The sequence below is a fragment of the Roseateles sp. genome, assembly GCF_965262435.1.
Classification (GTDB): Bacteria; Pseudomonadota; Gammaproteobacteria; order Burkholderiales; family Burkholderiaceae_C; genus Paucibacter_A.
Genome location: NZ_OZ253537.1, coordinates 4,387,286 through 4,405,132 on the forward strand (window position 1 = coordinate 4,387,286; position 17,847 = coordinate 4,405,132).

The 17,847-nt window shown below is 67.4% G+C and carries 12 protein-coding genes; 11 read left to right on the forward strand and 1 reads right to left on the reverse strand.

The features are described 5' to 3' along the window. Positions 1-60 precede the first annotated feature (60 nt). Positions 61-3,540, reverse strand: coding sequence for a TIM-barrel domain-containing protein (locus tag ACQY39_RS18865; RefSeq protein ID WP_428508847.1), 3,480 nt, complete (start codon positions 3,538-3,540; stop codon positions 61-63). Between the two features lie 623 nt (positions 3,541-4,163). Here ACQY39_RS18865 and ACQY39_RS18870 point away from each other — a divergent pair. The 11 genes from ACQY39_RS18870 (at position 4,164) to ACQY39_RS18920 (ending at position 17,784) form a co-directional block, all read left to right on the forward strand. Further along, positions 4,164-5,186 carry a substrate-binding domain-containing protein gene (locus ACQY39_RS18870; RefSeq protein ID WP_428510882.1) on the forward strand — a complete coding sequence of 341 codons (1,023 nt, stop codon included), beginning with the start codon at positions 4,164-4,166 and terminating at the stop codon, positions 5,184-5,186. Between the two features lie 4 nt (positions 5,187-5,190). Next, complete coding sequence (araG, locus tag ACQY39_RS18875; RefSeq protein ID WP_428508849.1) at positions 5,191-6,732, forward strand: L-arabinose ABC transporter ATP-binding protein AraG; 1,542 nt, start codon at positions 5,191-5,193, stop codon at positions 6,730-6,732. Positions 6,733-6,809: 77 nt separating this feature from the next. Next, the gene (gene araH / locus ACQY39_RS18880; protein ID WP_428510884.1) at positions 6,810-7,775 is read left to right on the forward strand and encodes an L-arabinose ABC transporter permease AraH; all 966 of its coding nucleotides are present in this window, start codon (positions 6,810-6,812) and stop codon (positions 7,773-7,775) included. 117 nt (positions 7,776-7,892) lie between these two features. Continuing rightward, positions 7,893-9,095: an SIS domain-containing protein gene (locus tag ACQY39_RS18885; protein ID WP_428508851.1), complete on the forward strand. Its 1,203-nt coding sequence runs from the start codon at positions 7,893-7,895 to the stop codon at positions 9,093-9,095. Then, positions 9,079-10,041, forward strand: a complete 963-nt coding sequence (locus tag ACQY39_RS18890) for an ROK family protein (protein WP_428508853.1) — start codon at positions 9,079-9,081, stop codon at positions 10,039-10,041. Before ACQY39_RS18885 ends, ACQY39_RS18890 begins: the two co-directional genes overlap by 17 nt. Before the next feature lie 47 nt (positions 10,042-10,088). Continuing rightward, positions 10,089-11,378, forward strand: coding sequence for a D-tagatose-bisphosphate aldolase, class II, non-catalytic subunit (locus ACQY39_RS18895; protein WP_428508855.1), 1,290 nt, complete (start codon positions 10,089-10,091; stop codon positions 11,376-11,378). 145 nt (positions 11,379-11,523) lie between these two features. Further along, positions 11,524-12,300, forward strand: a complete 777-nt coding sequence (locus tag ACQY39_RS18900; RefSeq protein ID WP_428508857.1) for a DeoR family transcriptional regulator — start codon at positions 11,524-11,526, stop codon at positions 12,298-12,300. Between the two features lie 47 nt (positions 12,301-12,347). Then, on the forward strand, positions 12,348-13,457 hold the full coding sequence (gene nagA, locus ACQY39_RS18905; RefSeq protein WP_428508859.1) for an N-acetylglucosamine-6-phosphate deacetylase: 1,110 nt from the start codon (positions 12,348-12,350) through the stop codon (positions 13,455-13,457). A gap of 180 nt (positions 13,458-13,637) precedes the next feature. After that, positions 13,638-15,692, forward strand: a complete 2,055-nt coding sequence (locus tag ACQY39_RS18910; protein ID WP_428508861.1) for a M13 family metallopeptidase — start codon at positions 13,638-13,640, stop codon at positions 15,690-15,692. A 44-nt stretch (positions 15,693-15,736) separates the two neighbouring features. Continuing rightward, entirely contained in the window at positions 15,737-17,152 is a 1,416-nt protein-coding gene (locus ACQY39_RS18915; protein ID WP_428508863.1) for a hypothetical protein, read from the forward strand. After that, positions 17,149-17,784 carry a M13-type metalloendopeptidase gene (locus ACQY39_RS18920; RefSeq protein ID WP_428508865.1) on the forward strand — a complete coding sequence of 212 codons (636 nt, stop codon included), beginning with the start codon at positions 17,149-17,151 and terminating at the stop codon, positions 17,782-17,784. The genes ACQY39_RS18915 and ACQY39_RS18920 overlap by 4 nt, the downstream gene beginning before the upstream one ends. The last annotated feature ends 63 nt before the right edge of the window (positions 17,785-17,847 follow it).

The window sequence follows — 17,847 nt, forward strand, 5'->3', positions numbered from 1 at the left end:
CTGTTCTTGCCAACGAATGGGGGTCAGTGAAGGGGGAAAGGTCGGGGGCTGGCTGGGTCGTCAGCGCGGGGCAGCAGTTCCGCCTTGCCGCGGAGGCGGCGGCGGTGCGACCTCGTGTTTCACCGTGGCGCCGTCCAGCCCCAGCAGCGAGGCATTGGCCCAGTTGGCGCAGACCTTGTGGGCCTGGCTGCCGGTGGCGCCCAGGGTGCGCAGGCTCAGATGTTTGAGCCCCCGCACATCGAGTTCGGGTTTGACCACGGCCGGTGCTTGAATGTGGCCGCTGTCGTAGAGCAGACGGCCATCGCCCCAGACCTGGAACTGCAGGCCGCCGAAGCTGCGGCAGCTGTCGTCGACGCCGAGGTCGGCACGGAACAGGTTCCAGCTGCCGCCGAGGCTGAAGTCCAGGCGGCTGCTGGCGCCCACGCCCAGGCCTTTGTGGAACTGCAGGCCGTTCATGCGCATCTGCGTGGCGGCGCTGGCTGGGCGGTCACGGCGCGCGGCGCCGACGACCGGCAGCTCGGAAAGGGAGCGCTGCTGCTCGGCCGCGCCTTCGGCAGCGCGGTGTTCGAGCACATGGAACTCCGACAAGGCGATGGGTTCGACCTCGCTGGGCACCAAGGCATTGAAGGCCTTGGCCGGCACGGCAGCTGGCTTGTCCACCACCGCCGTGACCATGGGGTCCACCGCAGCGGGTGCATCGGCCGTGGCGTTGTGCGTGCTCAGCACACGGAAGCGCAGCAGGCGGCCGGCGGCCGGCTTGGGGAAGTTGATGGTCTGCAGGCCTTCCTTCAGCTGCAGGCGGCCGGCCAGCACCGGGGCGCCCCAGTCGCCGTTGTTGTCGCCCATGTAAACCTCGAAGTCGCGCACCTGGCCGTACTTCCAGTTCTTGTCATTGCGCGGCGCGATCTCGATGCCGTCGATCAGGCGGCGCTCGCCCAGGCCCAGCACCCATTCATGCGGCCCGGCCTTCATGGCCTGGTTGCGGGTGGTTCGGAACCAGGTCTCGGGCTTGCCGTCAAACGCACGCTCGATGTTGTGGCCAGGCTCTTCGGCCGGGCGGTTGACCACGGTCAGGCTGTCCACCGGTACCTGGCGGCCCAGCACCGGGGCGGCCGGGAAATCCTCGCTGCCGGCCAGCACGCTGCCCGCGGCGATCTTCAACAGGAAGCTGGCCGGCTGGCGGATGGAGCGCGGGCCGGTCTTGATCTGCACCGTGCCGAAGCGGTCGGCCGCGTCGTAGTACCAGCCCTGGCTGGCCGCTTGCAAGGCCTGGGCATCGGCCAGCTCGGGCAGAAGCTGAGCGCCCAATTCCACGGCTTGCGGCTTGACGCGGGTGTGCACACTCAAGGCCAGGCGGCGCTGAGCCAGCTGTCCGGCGTACTCGCCCTCGACCGCGCCGACCTGCACGCGCACATCGCCGGCGCCGTCCATCGGCGCGCTCATGCGGATCAGTTGGCGGCTGCTCTTGCCCTGCTCGCGGTACTGGCGCGTCAGGCCATCGTCCTCGTACAGGGTGAAGCTCGACTCACCGAGGGGATAAAGATCCAGGCCCAGTTCGTCCTTGGCCTTCTCGCCGTCGTACAGGCTTTCCGGGTAGAGCGGCAGGATGGCGCCGCCGCGCACAAAGACGGGCAGCTTGTCCAGGCTGACCTGCAGGTCTATCGTGCGGCCGGCTTCCGGCGCACGCATGCTGCGGCCGTCCCAGTAGTCGAACCAATGGCCTTGCGGCAGGTGGATGTTCTTGCGCCAGCCGCCCGAGGCGGCCTGGCTGCGGTAGACCGGCGCCACCAGAAGATCGCGGCCGAGCAGGAACTGGTACTTGTGCGCCTCGGTGAAGGCGGACGGGTCCTGCGGGTGGTCCCACATCAGGCCGCGCACCAGGGGCGCGCCGCTGACCTCGGCCTCATGGGCCAGGGTGTACATGTACGGCGTCAGCCGCATCTTGAGCTTCAGGTATTTGCGGTTGATGCTGCGGTAGGGTTCCTCGTAGGCCCAGGGGTGCTTGCGCGCTTGCTCGGCCCAGCCGCTCATGCCCATCAGCACAGGGGTGAAGGTCTTCCACTGCAGGTCGCGGGTGAAGGTTTCGGGGCTGCCGCCGAAGATGGCGTCCACGTCGCCGGTGGCATAGACCTGGCCCGAGAGGCCGGAGCCGACCAGGGTCGGGATGTGCCAGCGGATGTAGTCCCAGCTGCTGCTCTGATCGCCGGTCCAGGTCACGGCGTAGCGCTGGATGCCGGCCCAACCCATCACGGTCCACAAGAACGGCCGGGCGTCGGAATTATCCAGAATGCCCTTGAAGGCCGACTGGTTGGCGTCCATGGCGAACTGGTAGCCCTGGCCGGTCCAGGCCACGTCCAGCTTCTGCGCGCGGCTGCCGGCGGTGCCGACTTCCCACTTGATCTTGTCCACGCCGTTCTCGGTCCACAAGCCGGTGCGGAAGCCCAGATCGGACAGGCCCTTCACGACATCGGGCAGGTCGGTGTAGCCGCAGCCATAGCCGTCGTTGGGCAGGATCCAGCCGCCGGGCATGTCGTGCTCGCGGTATTTGCGGGCCACCGAGTTCAGCACATCGGGTGTCTTGCCGGTCGGGCCATCGCTCCAGCCCTTGGGCACGGTGCCGGGCTTCTTGACGTTGTCACCGTCGTTGTAGCAATCGGCATCGCCGTACTCATAAGCCCAGCGCGGCAGCAGGCGGGCGCGGCCGGTCAGCTCGGTGTAGCGGGCCAGGACCTCGCGGATGCTGGGGCCGACAAAGAAGAAAGCATCGAAACGACCCTCCTGGTGCTGCAGCGAGATCTGCTCGGGCGAGCGCAGGTCGTAGCTGCCATCGCTCCAGGTGTTGCGAAGCATGCCCCAGCCGCGCGAGCTCATCAGGAAAGGCGCAGGACTGGGCCGATCGCCCTCTTCCCAGCCGCCCGAGTACGAGACTTCCAGCTGCTTGCCCTTGAACTCATAACGGCCATTCTGCTGGCCACCGCCGAAGAAGCGTTCGTCCTTCTGGCTGCTCAAGGTCTGCACGCTGAGTTTGTCGGCGATGTCCAGGCTTTGGGTCTCCTGCCAGAGCAGGCTGCGGTTGTCGGCCTTGTACAGCGCCAGGCGCAAGGGCTTCTTGTAAACGCGCAGGGCCAGGGCCTCGGTCTTGAGCAGGTGGTGATCGCCCTGATCGCTCCAGCTGTGGGCCACAGGCTGGCTGACCGTCTCGATGACGATGGGCGCGGCCTTGTCCGTGGCCGGCGGCAGCTGGTCCTTGGCACCGGCCCAGAGGCGCAGCACATCGGGCTTAAGCAGGCTGATGCGCAGACGCATCTTGGTGTCGGTGCGCAGGTCCCATTGCTGCAGGCCTTCGCCTGGCGCTGGCGTGGCCGAGGCCGGCACGGCCTGGATCTCGCGCAGCGCACCCAAGGGCGCCGCGGCCACCTCAGCGGCCGTCAGCAGCAAGCCACCGCAGACCTGCAACACAGCCAGGGCCAGAGCGGGCGAGCGCAGCGCTGTCTTTTGCGCCAAGCCTTGCTGCTGCTGCGGTAAGCGGTTCTTGACCATCTGCGAATCCCTCTGAAACAACGACGTCCTGCAATTCCTCGGGCCTCGCCCTGGAGCCGGCGCGGCCTGGTTTGCGGTGAATAGGTGCTGCCAGCCTTGGTGGGCGGCGCCTTGAAGCTGCGCAGCAAGCCACTCGCTCGTTTTGCGCAAATCGAAAGCAATGGAAAGACTCTATGCAGCACAAAGCAAGATGTCAACGAAGAAAACCAGCAACACCCCTGCAAAAAGACAAATTTAGTAGAAACCACTAGCAGAAATTCTTGCAATGCCAGTGAAAAGAAAGATCTTTATTGCTACATTCTCACTTCGAAAGTTTTGTTGTTTGCCCGAAGCCTCGCGATAGCGCCGCGATCGACCGATAAATTCGAAAGTTAAAGCTTTCGCTTCGAAAGAAACAAGCACTAAACAGAAGCTTTACCAGCGGAGCGCCCGAGCCGGGTTGCCAAAGCGACGAAACTCCAGCCTGCGAGCGGCCTCGCGGGGCGCGCAGACCCGAGCTGCACACCCGCGGCAAGCACCACTCAACCCAGCCATCCAGACGCCACGGGCCCACAGGCCCGACCCCGAGGAGACATGCGATGAAACCAACCGCCACGAATTGCCTTGACGCCGCCACCGCCGCGATGCCCGCGGCCCGCCGCAGCTTCTGCCGCAGCCTGATCCAGGTGGCCAGCAGCGCCGCCCTGCTCTCTGCCGGCGTACTCAGCGGCCCCGCCCTGGCCGCCGAGGCCGCTGCGCCGATCAAGATCGGTTTCATCATCAAGCAGGTCGACGAGCCCTGGTTCCAAGACGAATGGCGCCATGCCGAGCAGGCCGCCAAGGACAAGGGCTTCACCCTGATCAAGATCGCGGCGCCCGATGGCGACAAGCTGCTCTCCGCCATCGACAACCTGGCCGCCCAGCGCGCGCAGGGCATGATCGTCTGCGCCCCCGATGTGAAACTGGGCCCGGCCCTCCAGGCGCGGGCGCGCCAAGCGAACCTCAAGCTGATCAGCGTGGACGACCGATTGGTCAATGGCGCCGGCAAACCGATCGAGGCGATCGCCCATGTCGGCATCTCGGCCAGCGCCATCGGCGCCCAGGTCGGCGAGGCCTTGCTGGCCGAAGTGAAAAAGCGCGGCTGGAAGCTGGCGGAGGTTGGCGCCTTGCGCGTCACCTACGACCAACTCAGCACCGCCAAAGAGCGCACCGATGGCAGCAGCGCCGTGCTGATCCAGGCCGGCCTGCCGGCGGCCAACATCGTCAGCGCCCCCATGCCCAAGGCCGACACCGAGAACGCATTCAACGCCGCCACCGTCACCCTGACCCAGAACCCCAAGTTCAAGCAGTGGCTGGTCTTCGGCCCCAATGACGAGGCTGTGCTCGGCGGCGTGCGCGCCAGCGAGGGCAAGGGCTTCAAAGCCGGCAGCGTGATCGGCGTGGGCATCGGCGGCAGCCAGTCGGCTGTGAACGAGTTCGCCAAGGCCGAGCCCACCGGCTTCGTCGCCACCGTGATGCTGAGCCCGCGCAAGCATGGCTACGACACGGCGGTCGCCATGTTCGACTGGATCAAGAACGGCAAGGAACCGCCCAAGCTGACCCTGACCAGCGGCACCCTGGCCGACCGGGCCAACTTCAAGCAGGTGCGAACCAGCCTGGGCCTGTGACGCCATGAAGCAGGACCTGCACATCCGCGCGCTCAGCAAATCCTTCCCCGGCGTGCGCGCCCTGGGAGGCGTGGACCTCGACATCCCGGCCGGTCAGGTTCATGCCCTGCTGGGCGAGAACGGCGCGGGCAAGAGCACGCTGCTGAAAATCCTCGGCGGCGAGCTGCGCCCCGATGGCGGCAGCCTGACGCTGGCCGGCCAGGCCCTGCAGTTCAAGAGCGCGGCCGATGCGCTGAACCAGGGCATTGCCGTCATCCACCAGGAGCTGCAGTACATCCCCGAGATGACGGTGCTGGAGAACCTCTGGCTGGGCCGTCTGCCGCAGCGCTGGGGCTTTGTGCGCTTTGCCGAGGCGCGCGCGCAGATGCGTGCCCAGCTGGCCCGCATCGGCATTACGCTGGACCTGGACGCCCGCATGATCGAGCTCTCCATCGGCCAGCGCCAGATGGTGGAGATCTGCAAGGCGGTGCTGCGCGATGCGCGCGTGATCGCGCTCGACGAACCCACCAGCTCGCTCTCCCACAGCGAAACCGAGACCCTGTTCCGCCTGGTGCGCGAGCTGCGCGATCAAGGCAAGGTCTTGATTTATGTGTCGCACCGCCTGGACGAGATTTTTGCCCTCTGCGACGGCGCCAGCGTGCTGCGCGACGGCCGCTCGGTCGGCCGCTTCGCCAGCCTGCAGGGCGTCAGCCGAGATCAGCTGGTGCAGGCCATGGTGGGCCGCGAGATCCAGGATGTGTTCGGCAGCGGCAGGAAAAAGCAAGCCGCGGCAGCTAACGAAACGGCTGCACGCAGCCCACGACTCCAGGTGCAGCAGCTCAGCGGCCGCAGCCTGCCCAAGCCGGCCAGCTTTGAAGTCGCCGCCGGCGAGATCGTCGGCTTCTTCGGCCTGATGGGCGCGGGCCGCAGCGAGCTGATGCGCCTGGTCTTCGGCGCGGACCCGCGCCGCAGCGGCCAGGTGTGGCTGGACGGCGAGCTGATGCGCAGCGATTCGGTCGCCGGCTCGATCGCCGCCGGCCTGATGTTCTGCCCCGAGGACCGCAAGGAGCAAGGCATCATCGGCTGCCGCTCGGTGGCCGAGAACATCAACCTCAGCTGCCGACGCAACAACTCCGGCCTGCTGATCAACGCCCGACGCGAGGCTGAGGTGGCGGCCGAGTTCATCGCCCGCCTGCGCATCAAGACGCCCAGCGCGGCGCAGGAGATCCGCCTGCTCTCGGGCGGCAACCAGCAAAAAGCCATCCTGGCCCGCTGGCTGGCCGAGCGCGAACTCAAGGTGCTGATCATTGACGAGCCCACCCGCGGCATTGACATCGGCGCCAAGAGCGAGATCTACGAGGTGCTGCATGAGCTGGCCGCGCGCGGCGTGGCCATCGTCGTGGTCTCCAGCGAGCTGCCCGAGGTGCTGGGCCTGGCCGACCGCGTGCTGGTCATGCGCCAGGGCCGCATCGCCGGCAGCCTGGCCCGCAGCGAGGCCAACGAAGCCCGGGTGCTGGCCCTGGCTCTGCCCGATGGCGGCGCTCGCCCAGAAGCGCAAGCGGCCTGAAGCCCTCTCCTCGCATGTCACCGAATTCTGAATCGACCCCGATGAACACGAGCACTGACTCTTTGTCCCCCAAGCACATGCAAGCCGCTGCCTCTTCCCCTGACACGAGAAAGACTCTTCTGCGTCTGCTCGACGAACACAGCCTGCTGCTGATCTTTGCCCTGCTGTTTGGCGTGCTCTCGCTGACGGTGGAGTACTTCTTCAGTGTGCCCAACATGATCGGCCTGGCCCTCTCGGTCTCGCAGATCGGCATGGTGGCCTGCGCCATGACCTTTTGCATCGCCTCGCGCGACTTCGACCTGTCCATCGGCTCCACCGTGGCCCTGGCCGGCGTGCTCTGCGCCACCGTGATCAACCAGACCGAGAGCATCGCCCTGGGCATTGCCGCGGCCCTGGCGGCCGGCGCCGTGATCGGCTGGGTCAATGGCGTGGTGATCGCGCGTTGGAAGATCAATGCCTTGATCACCACCTTGGCCACCATGGAGATCGTGCGCGGCCTGGCCTTCATCACCGCGGGCGGCCAGGCGGTGGGCATCTCGGCCGATGCCTTCTTCGAGCTCGGCAATGCCTTCTGGCTGGGCCTGCCGGTGCCGGTCTGGATCACCATCGCCTGCGTGGCCTTGTTCGCCCTGCTGCTCAACCGCACCATCTACGGCCGCAACACCCTGGCCATCGGCGGCAACCCCGAGGCCGCCCGCCTGGCCGGCATCAACGTCGCCCGTGTGCGCATCACCATCTTCCTGATCCAGGGCGTGGTGGCGGCGGCGGCCGGCGTCATCCTGGCCGCGCGCATCACCAGCGGCCAGCCCAATGCGGCGCAAGGCTTCGAGCTCAATGTGATCTCGGCCTGCGTGCTCGGCGGTGTTTCGCTGATGGGCGGCCGCGCCAGCATCTCGGGCATGGTGGTGGGCGTGCTCATCATGGGCACGGTGCAGAACGCGATGAACCTGCTCAATATCGACGCCTTCTACCAGTACATGGTGCGCGGCGGCATCTTGCTGCTGGCCGTGGCCCTGGACCAGCTGCGCCGCAAAGACAGTTAAGCCTGTTTCTCGAAAGAAACTTCTTTTGTTTCATCGCCATTTCTTTTCTTTACGTCAATTTTCTTGACGAATCGAAAGTTAAAAGATAAATTTACCGACAATCTTTCGATCCATCCGATGACTACTCTTCTCAACCGCTCCGCCAGCGACTGGCAGCACTTGCAAGGCCTGGCCACGGCGGAGGAAATCGCGCAACAGCCCCGCGTCTGGCGTGAACTGGCCGCCTCGCTGGCCAACCATCAGGCCCAGCTGCGCGCCTTTCTGGACGCCTGGCTGAAGGAACCCAGTCACCGCGTCATCCTGACCGGCGCGGGCAGCTCGGCCTATGTGGGCCAGACCCTGGCCGACGAGATCAACCGCGACTGGCCGGCCGAGGTGCGCGCCGTGGCCACCACCAGCCTGCTGACCCACCCCGAGCTCTATCTGCAACGCGAGCAGCCCACCTTGCTGGTGTCCTTTGCGCGCAGCGGCAACAGCCCGGAAAGCCTGGCTGCCGTCGAGCTGCTGCGTCAGCAGATCGATGCGCCGCGCTTTCTGAACATCACCTGCAATGCCGAGGGTGAGCTCTACCGCAACAACGCGGCGCGCGCCGACACCCTGAACCTGCTGATGCCGGCCGCCTCCTGCGACCGCGGCTTTGCCATGACCAGCAGCTTCAGCAGCATGCAGCTGGCCGCCCTGGCTGCCTTCAGCCGCGCACCCTGGGCCGAGCGCCTGGCCCGCCTGGAACTGGTGGCCCAGCGCGCCGAGGCCTTGCTGGCCCAGCAGGCGGCCACCCTGGCCGAGCTGGCCGCCCAGCCCTTCGACCGCATCGTCTACCTGGGCAGCGGCCCCTTGGAGGCACTGGCGCAAGAGTCGGCGCTCAAGGTGCTGGAGCTGACCAGCGGCCGCGTGCTGGCTTTCTCGAACACCTTGCTGGGCTTCCGCCACGGCCCCAAGTCCATGCTCAATGGCCAGAGCCTGGTGGTGATCTTCCAGTCGCAGGACGCGCATGCGCGCCGTTATGAGCAGGACCTGCTGAACGAGCTGCTGCGCGACGGCATCGCCGGCCGCGTGCTGCTGATCGGCGAGGCCGGTCCCGGCGCGCTGCAGGGCGACAACCCTCTGCTGAGCCGCGCCCTGAGCGCCGAGCCCAGCGGCCTGAGCGACAGCTGGCTGACCACGCTGTGGCTGATCCTGGCCCAGCAGTACGCCCTGCACCGCTCGGTGGCCCTGGGCCTGACGCCAGACAATCCCTTCCCCGACGGCACGGTCAACCGGGTCGTGCAGGGTGTGGAGATTTATCCCTATGTCGAATCTGGCCGTGTCCACTGCGACTGAGTCCGCCCCGCCAGGCGGCGCGCCCTGCTACGGCCTGGACATCGGCGGCACCAAGATCGAGCTGGTCGCCTTTGATGCGGGTGCCCCCGGCTTCGACGAGCTCTACCGCCGCCGAGTGGCCACACCGACGCAGGATTTCGAGGCCTTTGTCGAGGCGATTGCTGAGCTGGTGATTGAGGCCGACCGGGCCCTGACTTGCAACGGCCGCGTGGGCCTGGGCCTGCCCGGCATCATCAGCCCGCAGACCGGCTTGCAGCTCAGCTCGAACGTGCCCGCACTCAGCGGCCGCGCCGTGCCGCAAGCCCTGCGCGAGCGCCTGGGCCGGCCGGTGGCCATCGGCAATGACTGCCAATGCTTTGCCCTGTCCGAAGCGCAAGGCGGCGCGGCCGAGAGCTTTGCTTCGATGTTCGGCGCCATTCTCGGCACCGGGGCAGGCGGCGGTTTTTGCGTCCAGGGCCGGCTGATCGCCGGCTACAACGGCCTGGCCGGAGAGTGGGGCCACTGGGCCCTGCCTGCGCTGCTGCAACAGCGCCACCGCCTGCCCCTGCTGGCCTGTGCCTGCGGGCTGCAGAGCTGTGTCGAGCGCTACGTCTCGGGCAGCGGCTTGGCGGCCTTGTTCCAGCATTTCGGCGGCCCGGCAGGCCAGTCCGTGCCCGAGATCGTGGCCGCAGCCGATGCGGGCGACGCCCACGCGAGCCAGGCCCTGGCCGTGCATCTGGACCTGCTGGGCCATGCCCTGGCCGGCCTGATCATGGCCTACGACCCCCATGTGCTGGTGCTGGGCGGGGGGCTGTCCAAGCTGCAAAGCCTCTACGCCGATCTGCCCGAGGCGATTCGCCCGCATCTCTTCCAGGGCGTCAGCGTGCCGCCCATCCTGCCGCCGCGCTTTGGCGATGCCGGCGGCGCGCGCGGTGCCGCGCTGCTGGCGCGCCAGCGCCTGAGCTGAAGCCGCTCCGCCTCCAGTTCCCCCAGTTCCTCTTTCTGCCTGCCCCCATGTCCCATTTGCTCGCCACCATCACCGCCCACCGCAACGGCCAGCCCGTCGGCCTCTACAGCGTCTGCTCGGCCAATCCTTTCGTGCTGCAAGCGGCGATGGCGGTGGCGCGCAGCTACGGCACACCGCTGCTGATCGAATCGACCTCCAACCAGGTGGACCAATTCGGCGGCTACACCGGCATGACGCCGCCGCAGTTCCGCGACTATGTGCAGGCCTTGGCGGCCGAGGCTCACTTCCCGCTCGATCGCATCGCCTTGGGCGGTGACCACCTGGGCCCCAATGCCTGGCAGCATCTGCCGGCCGCCGAGGCCATGGGCCATGCCCGCGTGCTGATCGAGGCCTATGTGGCGGCGGGCTTCGAGAAGATCCACCTCGACTGCAGCATGGCCTGCGCCGACGACGCCCCGCCGCTCAGCGACGCGACCGTGGCCGCGCGCTCGGCCGACCTGGCCCTGGTGGCCGAGGCCACGGCCACGCGCCTGGGTTTGCAGCCGCCGGTCTATGTGATCGGCACCGAGGTGCCGGTGCCGGGCGGCGAGGCCTCGCTGGGCGGCGGCGTGGCCGTCACCGCGCCGGCCGCAGCGGCCGCCACCTTGGCCGTGCATGAGCAGGCATTTGCGGCCCAGGGCCTGGATGCGGCCTGGCTGCGCGTGATCGCCATGGTGGTGCAGCCCGGCGTCGATTTCGACCACAGCCAGGTCCAGCATTACCAGCCGGCCGCCGCAGAGGCGCTGTCGGCCTTCATCGAAACCCAGGCGCGCCTGGTCTTCGAGGCCCACTCGACCGACTACCAGACCGAAGCCTCGCTGCACGCCCTGGTGCGCGACCACTACGCCATCCTCAAGGTCGGCCCGGCGGTGACGTTTGCCCTGCGCGAGGCCTGGTTCGCACTCTCGGCCATCGAGCGCGAACTGCTGCCGGCCGAGCACCAAGCCGATCTGCCCGGCGCGCTCGAGCGCTGCATGCTGGAGCAACCCAAGCATTGGGCCAAGCACTACGCCGGCAGCCCGGAGGAGCAGCGCCTGCTGCGCCGCTTTGCCTTCAGCGACCGCTGCCGCTACTACTGGGGCGAGTCCGAGGTGCAAGCCGCCCTGCAGCGCCTGATCGCCAATCTGAAGGCCAGCGGCATTCCCCTGCCCTTGCTGAGCCAGCACCTGCCGCAGCAGTTCGAGGCCGTGCTGGCCGGCGAGCTGGCGGCCGAGCCCGCAGCCCTGGCCCGCCACAAGGTGGGGCTGGAGCTGGCCCGCTATGCCAGGGCCTGTGCACGCAACCGCAACGCCGCGTGAGCACCGCCGACACATCGAAAGTACCAATGCCTCGATTCTTTCGTTCAACTAAGATTCATTCCGATCACAAGCTTCCAACTAAGCCAGCCACGAGCCAGCTTGAGTTTGAGCCCATAAAATTTCTTGAATCGAAAGCCAAGAGTCCATGAGGAATACCCGCGAGCGGCGCGAACAGATCCTGCAGATGCTGATGGAGCAAGGCAGCGTGCAGGTGGCCGACCTGGTGCCCATGATGGGCGTGTCGGCCGTGACCATTCGCACCGACCTGAGCGTCTTCGAGGACCAGGGCCTGGTCACCCGCAACTACGGTGGCGCCAGCATGAACCGCATGCCGCCGCAGGAGCAGAACATACGCCAGAAGGATGAGCTGAACTCGACGCTGAAGGAACGCATCGGCGCTCGCGCGGCCGCCCTGGTCGAGCCGGGCGACAACATCATCATCGACTCGGGCACCACCACCATGCCCCTGGCCCGCCATCTGCGCCACCTGCCGGCCGACGCCCGCGTGACAGTGATGACCAACGGTCTGAACATCGCCTGGGAGCTGGCCGATGCCGAGGGTGTGGAGCTGATGCTGACCGGCGGCCTGCTGCGCAAGAAGTCGCTGTCCATCCAGGGCTCGCAGGCCGAGGCCAGCCTGAACGGCTACAACTTCGACAAGCTGTTTCTCGGCGTGGACGGCCTGGACCTGCAGTTCGGCATCACCACCCACCACGAGGCCGAAGCCAGCATCAACCGCAAGATGGTCGAGCGCGCCAAAAAGGTCTTCGTCGTCACCGACGCCTCCAAGTTCGGCAGGGTCAGCCTGCACCGCATCATCCAGATGGACCGCGTGCACACCGTCATCACCGATGCGGGCATCAGCCAGGAGTACCGCGAAGGTTTGCTGCGCCTCGGCATCGAACTCATCGTGGTGGATTGAGCGCTCCACCGCGCTCCTGCAATGCAAATCCCTAACGCTGCAATCCCATGAACCCGCAGCAGTCCCTCTCGGGTCGCATCCTCGGCCCTCAGGGCTGGGTGCGCGGCCATCTCGAACTCCAAGCCGACGGGCGCATCGCCGCCCTGCATGAGGACGCCAGCGCGCCCGTGGACCGGCTGATCCTGCCCGGCTTTGTCGACCTGCATGTGCACGGCGGCCTGGGCGTGGACATCATGGAGGGCGGCGAAAGCGCCCGCACCGTGGCGCGCGCACACGCCCGCCACGGCACAACCAGCCTGCTGGCCACCACCATGACTGCGCCGCAAGGCGATATCGAGCGCGCCTTGCAAGGCATTGGCGCGGTGATGGCCGAGCCGCAGGCCGAAGAGGCGCGCATCATCGGCGTGCACTTGGAAGGCCCTTACCTGAGCTCACGCCGGCTCGGTGCCCAGCCCGACATCGTCAGCCGCGCCACGCTGGAGGCGGTGCAGGCCTTCTCTGCCTTGGCGGCCATCAAAGTGCTGACCCTGGCGCCCGAGATCCCCGGCCATCTGGCCCTGATCCCCGAGCTCAGCGCCCTGGGCATCCGCGTACAGATCGGCCACAGCGCCGGCAGCTACGAAGACGGCGTGGCCGCGCTCAAGGCCGGCGTGGCCGGCTTCACCCATCTGTTCAACGGAATGCCGGGCCTCAATCACTACGAGCCTGGCATGGTGGGCGCAGCCCTGGCCCATGCCGAGTACGCGGAGCTGATCCCCGATCTGCAGCATGTGCACCCGGGCGCCATGCGCGCGGCCCTGCGCGCCATCCCCAAGCTCTACTGCGTGACCGACGCCACCGCCGCCACCGGCATGCCGGACGGCGAATACAGCCTGGGCTCGCAGCGCGTGCTCAAGTGCCTGGGCTGCGTGCGCCTGGCCACCGGTTCGCTGGCCGGCAGCGCCCTGACCATGGACCAAGCCTTGCGCAATCTGGTTGAGGTGGGCCTCAGCGTGGAAGACGCCTCGGCACGCCTGTCGCGCAACCCGGCCGACTACCTGGGCCTGGCCGAGCGCGGCCGCCTGCAGGCCGGCGCCTGGGCCGATGTGGTGGTGTTCGACCCTGAGCTGCAGCTGCAGCAGGTCTGGGTTCAGGGTCAGCCCGTCTCGCTGAATTGAACGCGGACTGGAGTTCGACTCGGGAAACTCCCGAGCGCTGACTTTCGGCACACCCGGCCATGCCGGGTAGGCTCGAGCCGACCGATCTCCACATGAGCTTCTTTTCTTGATTGCAGATGCCCGGTTTCGCAGGAAGCCGGGCATTTTCTTTTTCCGATCTCTGATCTCTGAACTCGCGCCATGAACGCCTTCAAACATTGCACCCTGGTGGCCTTGCTGCACGTGGCCGGCCTGTCCAGCCTCTCGGGCCTGAGTGCCAGTGCCCTGGCCGCAGCAGCCGCCCCAGCCGTTTCAGGGCTGGACCTGCCCCATTTCGACCGCAAGGTCCGGCCCCAGGACGACCTCTTCCGCGCCAGCAATGGCGCCTGGATCAAAGCCACCACCATCCCGGCCGACAAGGGGTCCTGGGGCAGCTTTGAAAAGCTGGCCGAACTCAGCGACCAACGCGTGCGCGGCTTGGCCGAGGGCCTGGCCGCCCAGCCTCAGGCCGAGGGCAGCAAGGAGGCCAAGATCGGCCTGTTCTACGCCGCTTTCCAGGACAGCGCTGCCATCGACCGCCTGGGTCTGGCAGCGCTGCAGCCGCAGTTGGACGAGATCGCGGCGCTCGCCAGCCGCGAGCAGCTGTTGGCGTGGTTGGCGCGTGCGCAAGGGCAGATCAGCCAGCCCCTGCGTCTGGCCATCGGCCCCGACCCCAAGCAGCCCATGATCAACCGCCTGCAGCTGGCCCAGTCCGGGCTGGGCCTGCCCGAGCGCGACTACTACCTGAACCCGCGTGACCCCAGCCTGGCCAAGGCGCGCAGCGCCTATCTGGCTTACTTGGGCAAGCTGGCCCGCTTGAGCGGCGAAACCCAGCCGGCCGAGGCCGCACGCCGCGTGCTGGCCCTGGAAACGAGCATGGCCAAGGCGCATTGGGACGTGGTCAGCAGCCGCGATGTGCAAAAGACCTACAACCCGATGACGCCGGCCGAGCTGAGCGCGGCCGCGCCAGGCATGGACTGGAACGCCTTCTTCGCCGCCGCCCAACTCAAAAACGTAGACAAGCTGACCGTGGCCCAGCCCAGCGCCATCCGCGGCCTGGCCCAGCTGCTGGCCGAGGCGCCGCTGGCCGACTGGAAGCTCTACGCCAAGCTGCACACCCTGGACGCCCACGCCGCCGTGCTGCCCCAGCCCTTCCGCGCCGCGGCCTTTGCCTTCCACGGCCGCGCCATGAGCGGCACGCAGCAAGAGCTGCCGCGCTGGAAGCAAGGCGTGGATGCGATCAACGAAGCCCTGGGCGAAGCCGTGGGCGAGCTCTACGTGGCCCAGCATTTCCCGCCGCAGCAAAAGGCGCGCATGCAGGAGCTGGTGGCCAATCTCCTGGCCGCCTACAAAAGCTCGGTCGACGGCCTGAGCTGGATGACGCCCGAAACCCAGCTGCAAGCCCAGGACAAGCTGTCCAAATACCTGGTCAAGATCGGCTACCCCGACACCTGGCGCGATTACAGCGCCCTGCAGGTCAAGGCCGGCGACGCGCTGGGCAACCAGCAGCGCGCGGCGCAGTTCGCCTGGGCCCGCGAGGCCGCCAAGCTGGGCCAGAAGGTCGACCGCAGCGAATGGGGCATGGTGCCGCAGCAGGTCAATGCCTATTACAACGAGACCTTCAACGAGATCGTCTTCCCGGCCGCCATCCTGCAGCCACCCTTCTTCGACATGAAGGCCGATGACGCGGTCAACTACGGCGGCATCGGTGCCGTGATCGGCCACGAGATCAGCCACGGCTTCGACGACCAAGGCGCCCAGTACGACGGCGACGGCATGCTGCGCGACTGGTGGCAGCCGGCCGACCGCAAGGCCTTCGAGGCCCTGGGCCAGCGCCTGGCCCAGCAGTTCAGCGCCTACCAGGCCCTGCCCGGCAAGCGCGTCAATGGCCAGCTGACCTTGGGCGAGAACATCGCCGACCTGTCAGGCCTGCAAATCGCCTACAAGGCCTACCAAGCCTCGCTGGGCGGCAAGCCGGCGCCGGTGCTGGATGGCTACACCGGTGAGCAGCGCTTCTTCCTCGGCTTCGCGCAGATCTGGCGCGAGAAGGTGCGCCCGCCCCTGCTGCTGCAACAGCTGATGGCCGACCCGCATTCGCCGGGCCAGTTCCGCGCCAACGGCGGCGTGGTCAACCACGACGCCTTCCACCAAGCCTTCGGCACCCGCAAGGGCGACCGCCTGTTCAAGCCCGAGGGCGAGCGCATCCGCATCTGGTGAGCGCCCGCCTTCGACCCCGCCCCTTTTTCAGGAATAACCTGCCCATGTTGATGATGAAAACCCCGTTCAAGCTCGCCACCCTGGCCTTGCTGACCCAGCTGGCCTTCGGCGCCGGCCCGGCCCTGGCCGCAGAATCTGCCGCGCCCAGCATCCAGGGCCTGGACCGCAGCAGCTTCGACCCCAGCGTGCGGCCGCAGGACGATCTCTTCCGCGCCGTCAACGGCCTGTGGCTCAAGAACACCGAGATCCCCGCTGACAAATCGCGTTATGGCAGCTTCGATCTGCTGATCGACCAATCCGACGCACGCGTGCGCGCCCTGATCGACGAGCTGGCGCGCGGCCAGCACGCCGCCGGCAGCAATGCCCAGAAGATCGCCGACTACTACCGCAGCCACCTCGACACCGAAGCGATCGAGCGCGCCGGCCTGGCGCCCATCCAGCCCATGCTCAAAGAGATCTCGGCCATCAAGGACCGAGGCGCGCTGGCGCAGTGGCTGGGCCGCTCGCAACTGTTCGCCGCCTCGCCGGTGCGCGTGGGCGTGACGGCCGAGGCCAAGAACCCCAAGATGAACGGCGTGCGCATGGGCCAGAGCGGCCTGGGTCTGCCCGACCGCGACTACTACCTGCTCAAGGACGACGCCCGCATGGCCAAGGCTCGCGAGGCCTACCGCGCCTATCTGAGCCAGCTGGCCGGCTTCGCTGGCGAGGCCGAGCCGGCAGCGGCCGCCCAGCGCGTGCTGGCCCTGGAAGAGCGCATCGCCACCGTGCATTGGGACAAGGTCGACAACCGCAACCCGGTCAAGACCAACAACCCGACCCGCGTGGCCGATCTGCGCGAGCAGGCGCCCGGCTTCGACTGGACGGCCTATCTGGAATCGGCCGGCCTGGGCAAGACCACCAGCATCGATGTGGCCCAGCCCAGCGCCATCCGCGCCCTGGCCGGCCTGCTGGCCGAGCAGCCGCTGGAGGACTGGAAGCTCTACCTGCGCCTGCATGCCCTGAGCCGCAGCGCCGATGTGCTGCCCAAGGCCGTGCGCGAGGCCAACTTCGCCTTCCGCCAGGCTCTGACCGGCGCCAAGACCGAGCTGCCGCGCTGGCAGCAGTCCATCAACGACAGCAACAGCGCGCTCGGCGAGGCGGTGGGCCAGCTCTGGGTGGCGCGCCATTTCCCGGCCGCCTACAAGGCCCGCATGCAGACCCTGGTGGCCAATTTGATGGCCGCCTACAAGGACTCGATCGATGGCCTGAGCTGGATGAGCCCGGCCACCAAGGCACAGGCCCAGGACAAGCTGTCCAAGTACACGACCAAGATCGGCTACCCCGAGCAGTGGCGCGACTACAGCCGCCTGGAGGTCAAGCCCGGTGACGCCTTCGGCAACAGCCAGCGCGCCGCGCGCTTCGCCTGGGCGCAGATGGTGGCCAAGGCCGGCCAGCCGGTGACCGCAAGGAATGGGGCATGACGCCGCAGACCGTCAACGCCTACTACCGCGGCTCGGCCAACGAGATCGTGTTCCCGGCCGCCATCCTGCAGCCGCCCTTCTTCAGCATGGAAGCGGACGACGCCATCAACTACGGCGCCATCGGTGCCGTCATCGGTCATGAGATCAGCCACGGCTTTGACGACCGCGGCAGCCAGTTCGACGGCGACGGCGTGCTGCGCGACTGGTGGACCAAAGAAGACCGCGCCGCCTTCGAAGCCATCGCCGCCAAGCTGGTGGCGCAGTACGAGGGCTACCAGCCCCTGCCCGGTAAGCACATCAACGGCCGCCTGACCCTGGGCGAGAACATCGCCGACCTGTCCGGCCTGCAGATCGCCTACAAGGCCTATCTGCGCTCCCTGGGCGGCAAGCCGGCGCCGGTGATCGGCGGCACGACCGGCGCGCAGCGCTTCTTCCTGGGCTTCTCGCAGGTCTGGCGCAACAAGTACCGAGACGAACGCATGCTGCAGCAGTTGACCACGGACAGCCACTCGCCCGGCGAGTTCCGCGCCAATGGCACGGTCAGCAACCACGACGGCTTCCACGAGGCCTTCGGCACCAAGGCCGGTGACGCCTTGTTCAAGCCGGCTGCGGAGCGCCTGCGCATCTGGTGAGCAATCGGACCCAAGCAGACCTGAAACGTAACAAAGGGCGGAGCGCCGATGGCGCCCCGCCCT

What these genes read in the sequence shown, in the direction of transcription:
- ACQY39_RS18865 (WP_428508847.1), bottom strand. Translation starts at nt 3,540, where the DNA reads ATGGTCAAGAACCGCTTACCGCAGCAGCAGCAAGGCTTGGCGCAAAAG.
- ACQY39_RS18870 (WP_428510882.1), top strand. Translation starts at nt 4,164, where the DNA reads ATGCCCGCGGCCCGCCGCAGCTTCTGCCGCAGCCTGATCCAGGTGGCC.
- araG (WP_428508849.1), top strand. Translation starts at nt 5,191, where the DNA reads ATGAAGCAGGACCTGCACATCCGCGCGCTCAGCAAATCCTTCCCCGGC.
- araH (WP_428510884.1), top strand. Translation starts at nt 6,810, where the DNA reads ATGCAAGCCGCTGCCTCTTCCCCTGACACGAGAAAGACTCTTCTGCGT.
- ACQY39_RS18885 (WP_428508851.1), top strand. Translation starts at nt 7,893, where the DNA reads ATGACTACTCTTCTCAACCGCTCCGCCAGCGACTGGCAGCACTTGCAA.
- ACQY39_RS18895 (WP_428508855.1), top strand. Translation starts at nt 10,089, where the DNA reads ATGTCCCATTTGCTCGCCACCATCACCGCCCACCGCAACGGCCAGCCC.
- ACQY39_RS18900 (WP_428508857.1), top strand. Translation starts at nt 11,524, where the DNA reads ATGAGGAATACCCGCGAGCGGCGCGAACAGATCCTGCAGATGCTGATG.
- nagA (WP_428508859.1), top strand. Translation starts at nt 12,348, where the DNA reads ATGAACCCGCAGCAGTCCCTCTCGGGTCGCATCCTCGGCCCTCAGGGC.
- ACQY39_RS18910 (WP_428508861.1), top strand. Translation starts at nt 13,638, where the DNA reads ATGAACGCCTTCAAACATTGCACCCTGGTGGCCTTGCTGCACGTGGCC.
- ACQY39_RS18915 (WP_428508863.1), top strand. Translation starts at nt 15,737, where the DNA reads ATGTTGATGATGAAAACCCCGTTCAAGCTCGCCACCCTGGCCTTGCTG.
- ACQY39_RS18920 (WP_428508865.1), top strand. Translation starts at nt 17,149, where the DNA reads ATGACGCCGCAGACCGTCAACGCCTACTACCGCGGCTCGGCCAACGAG.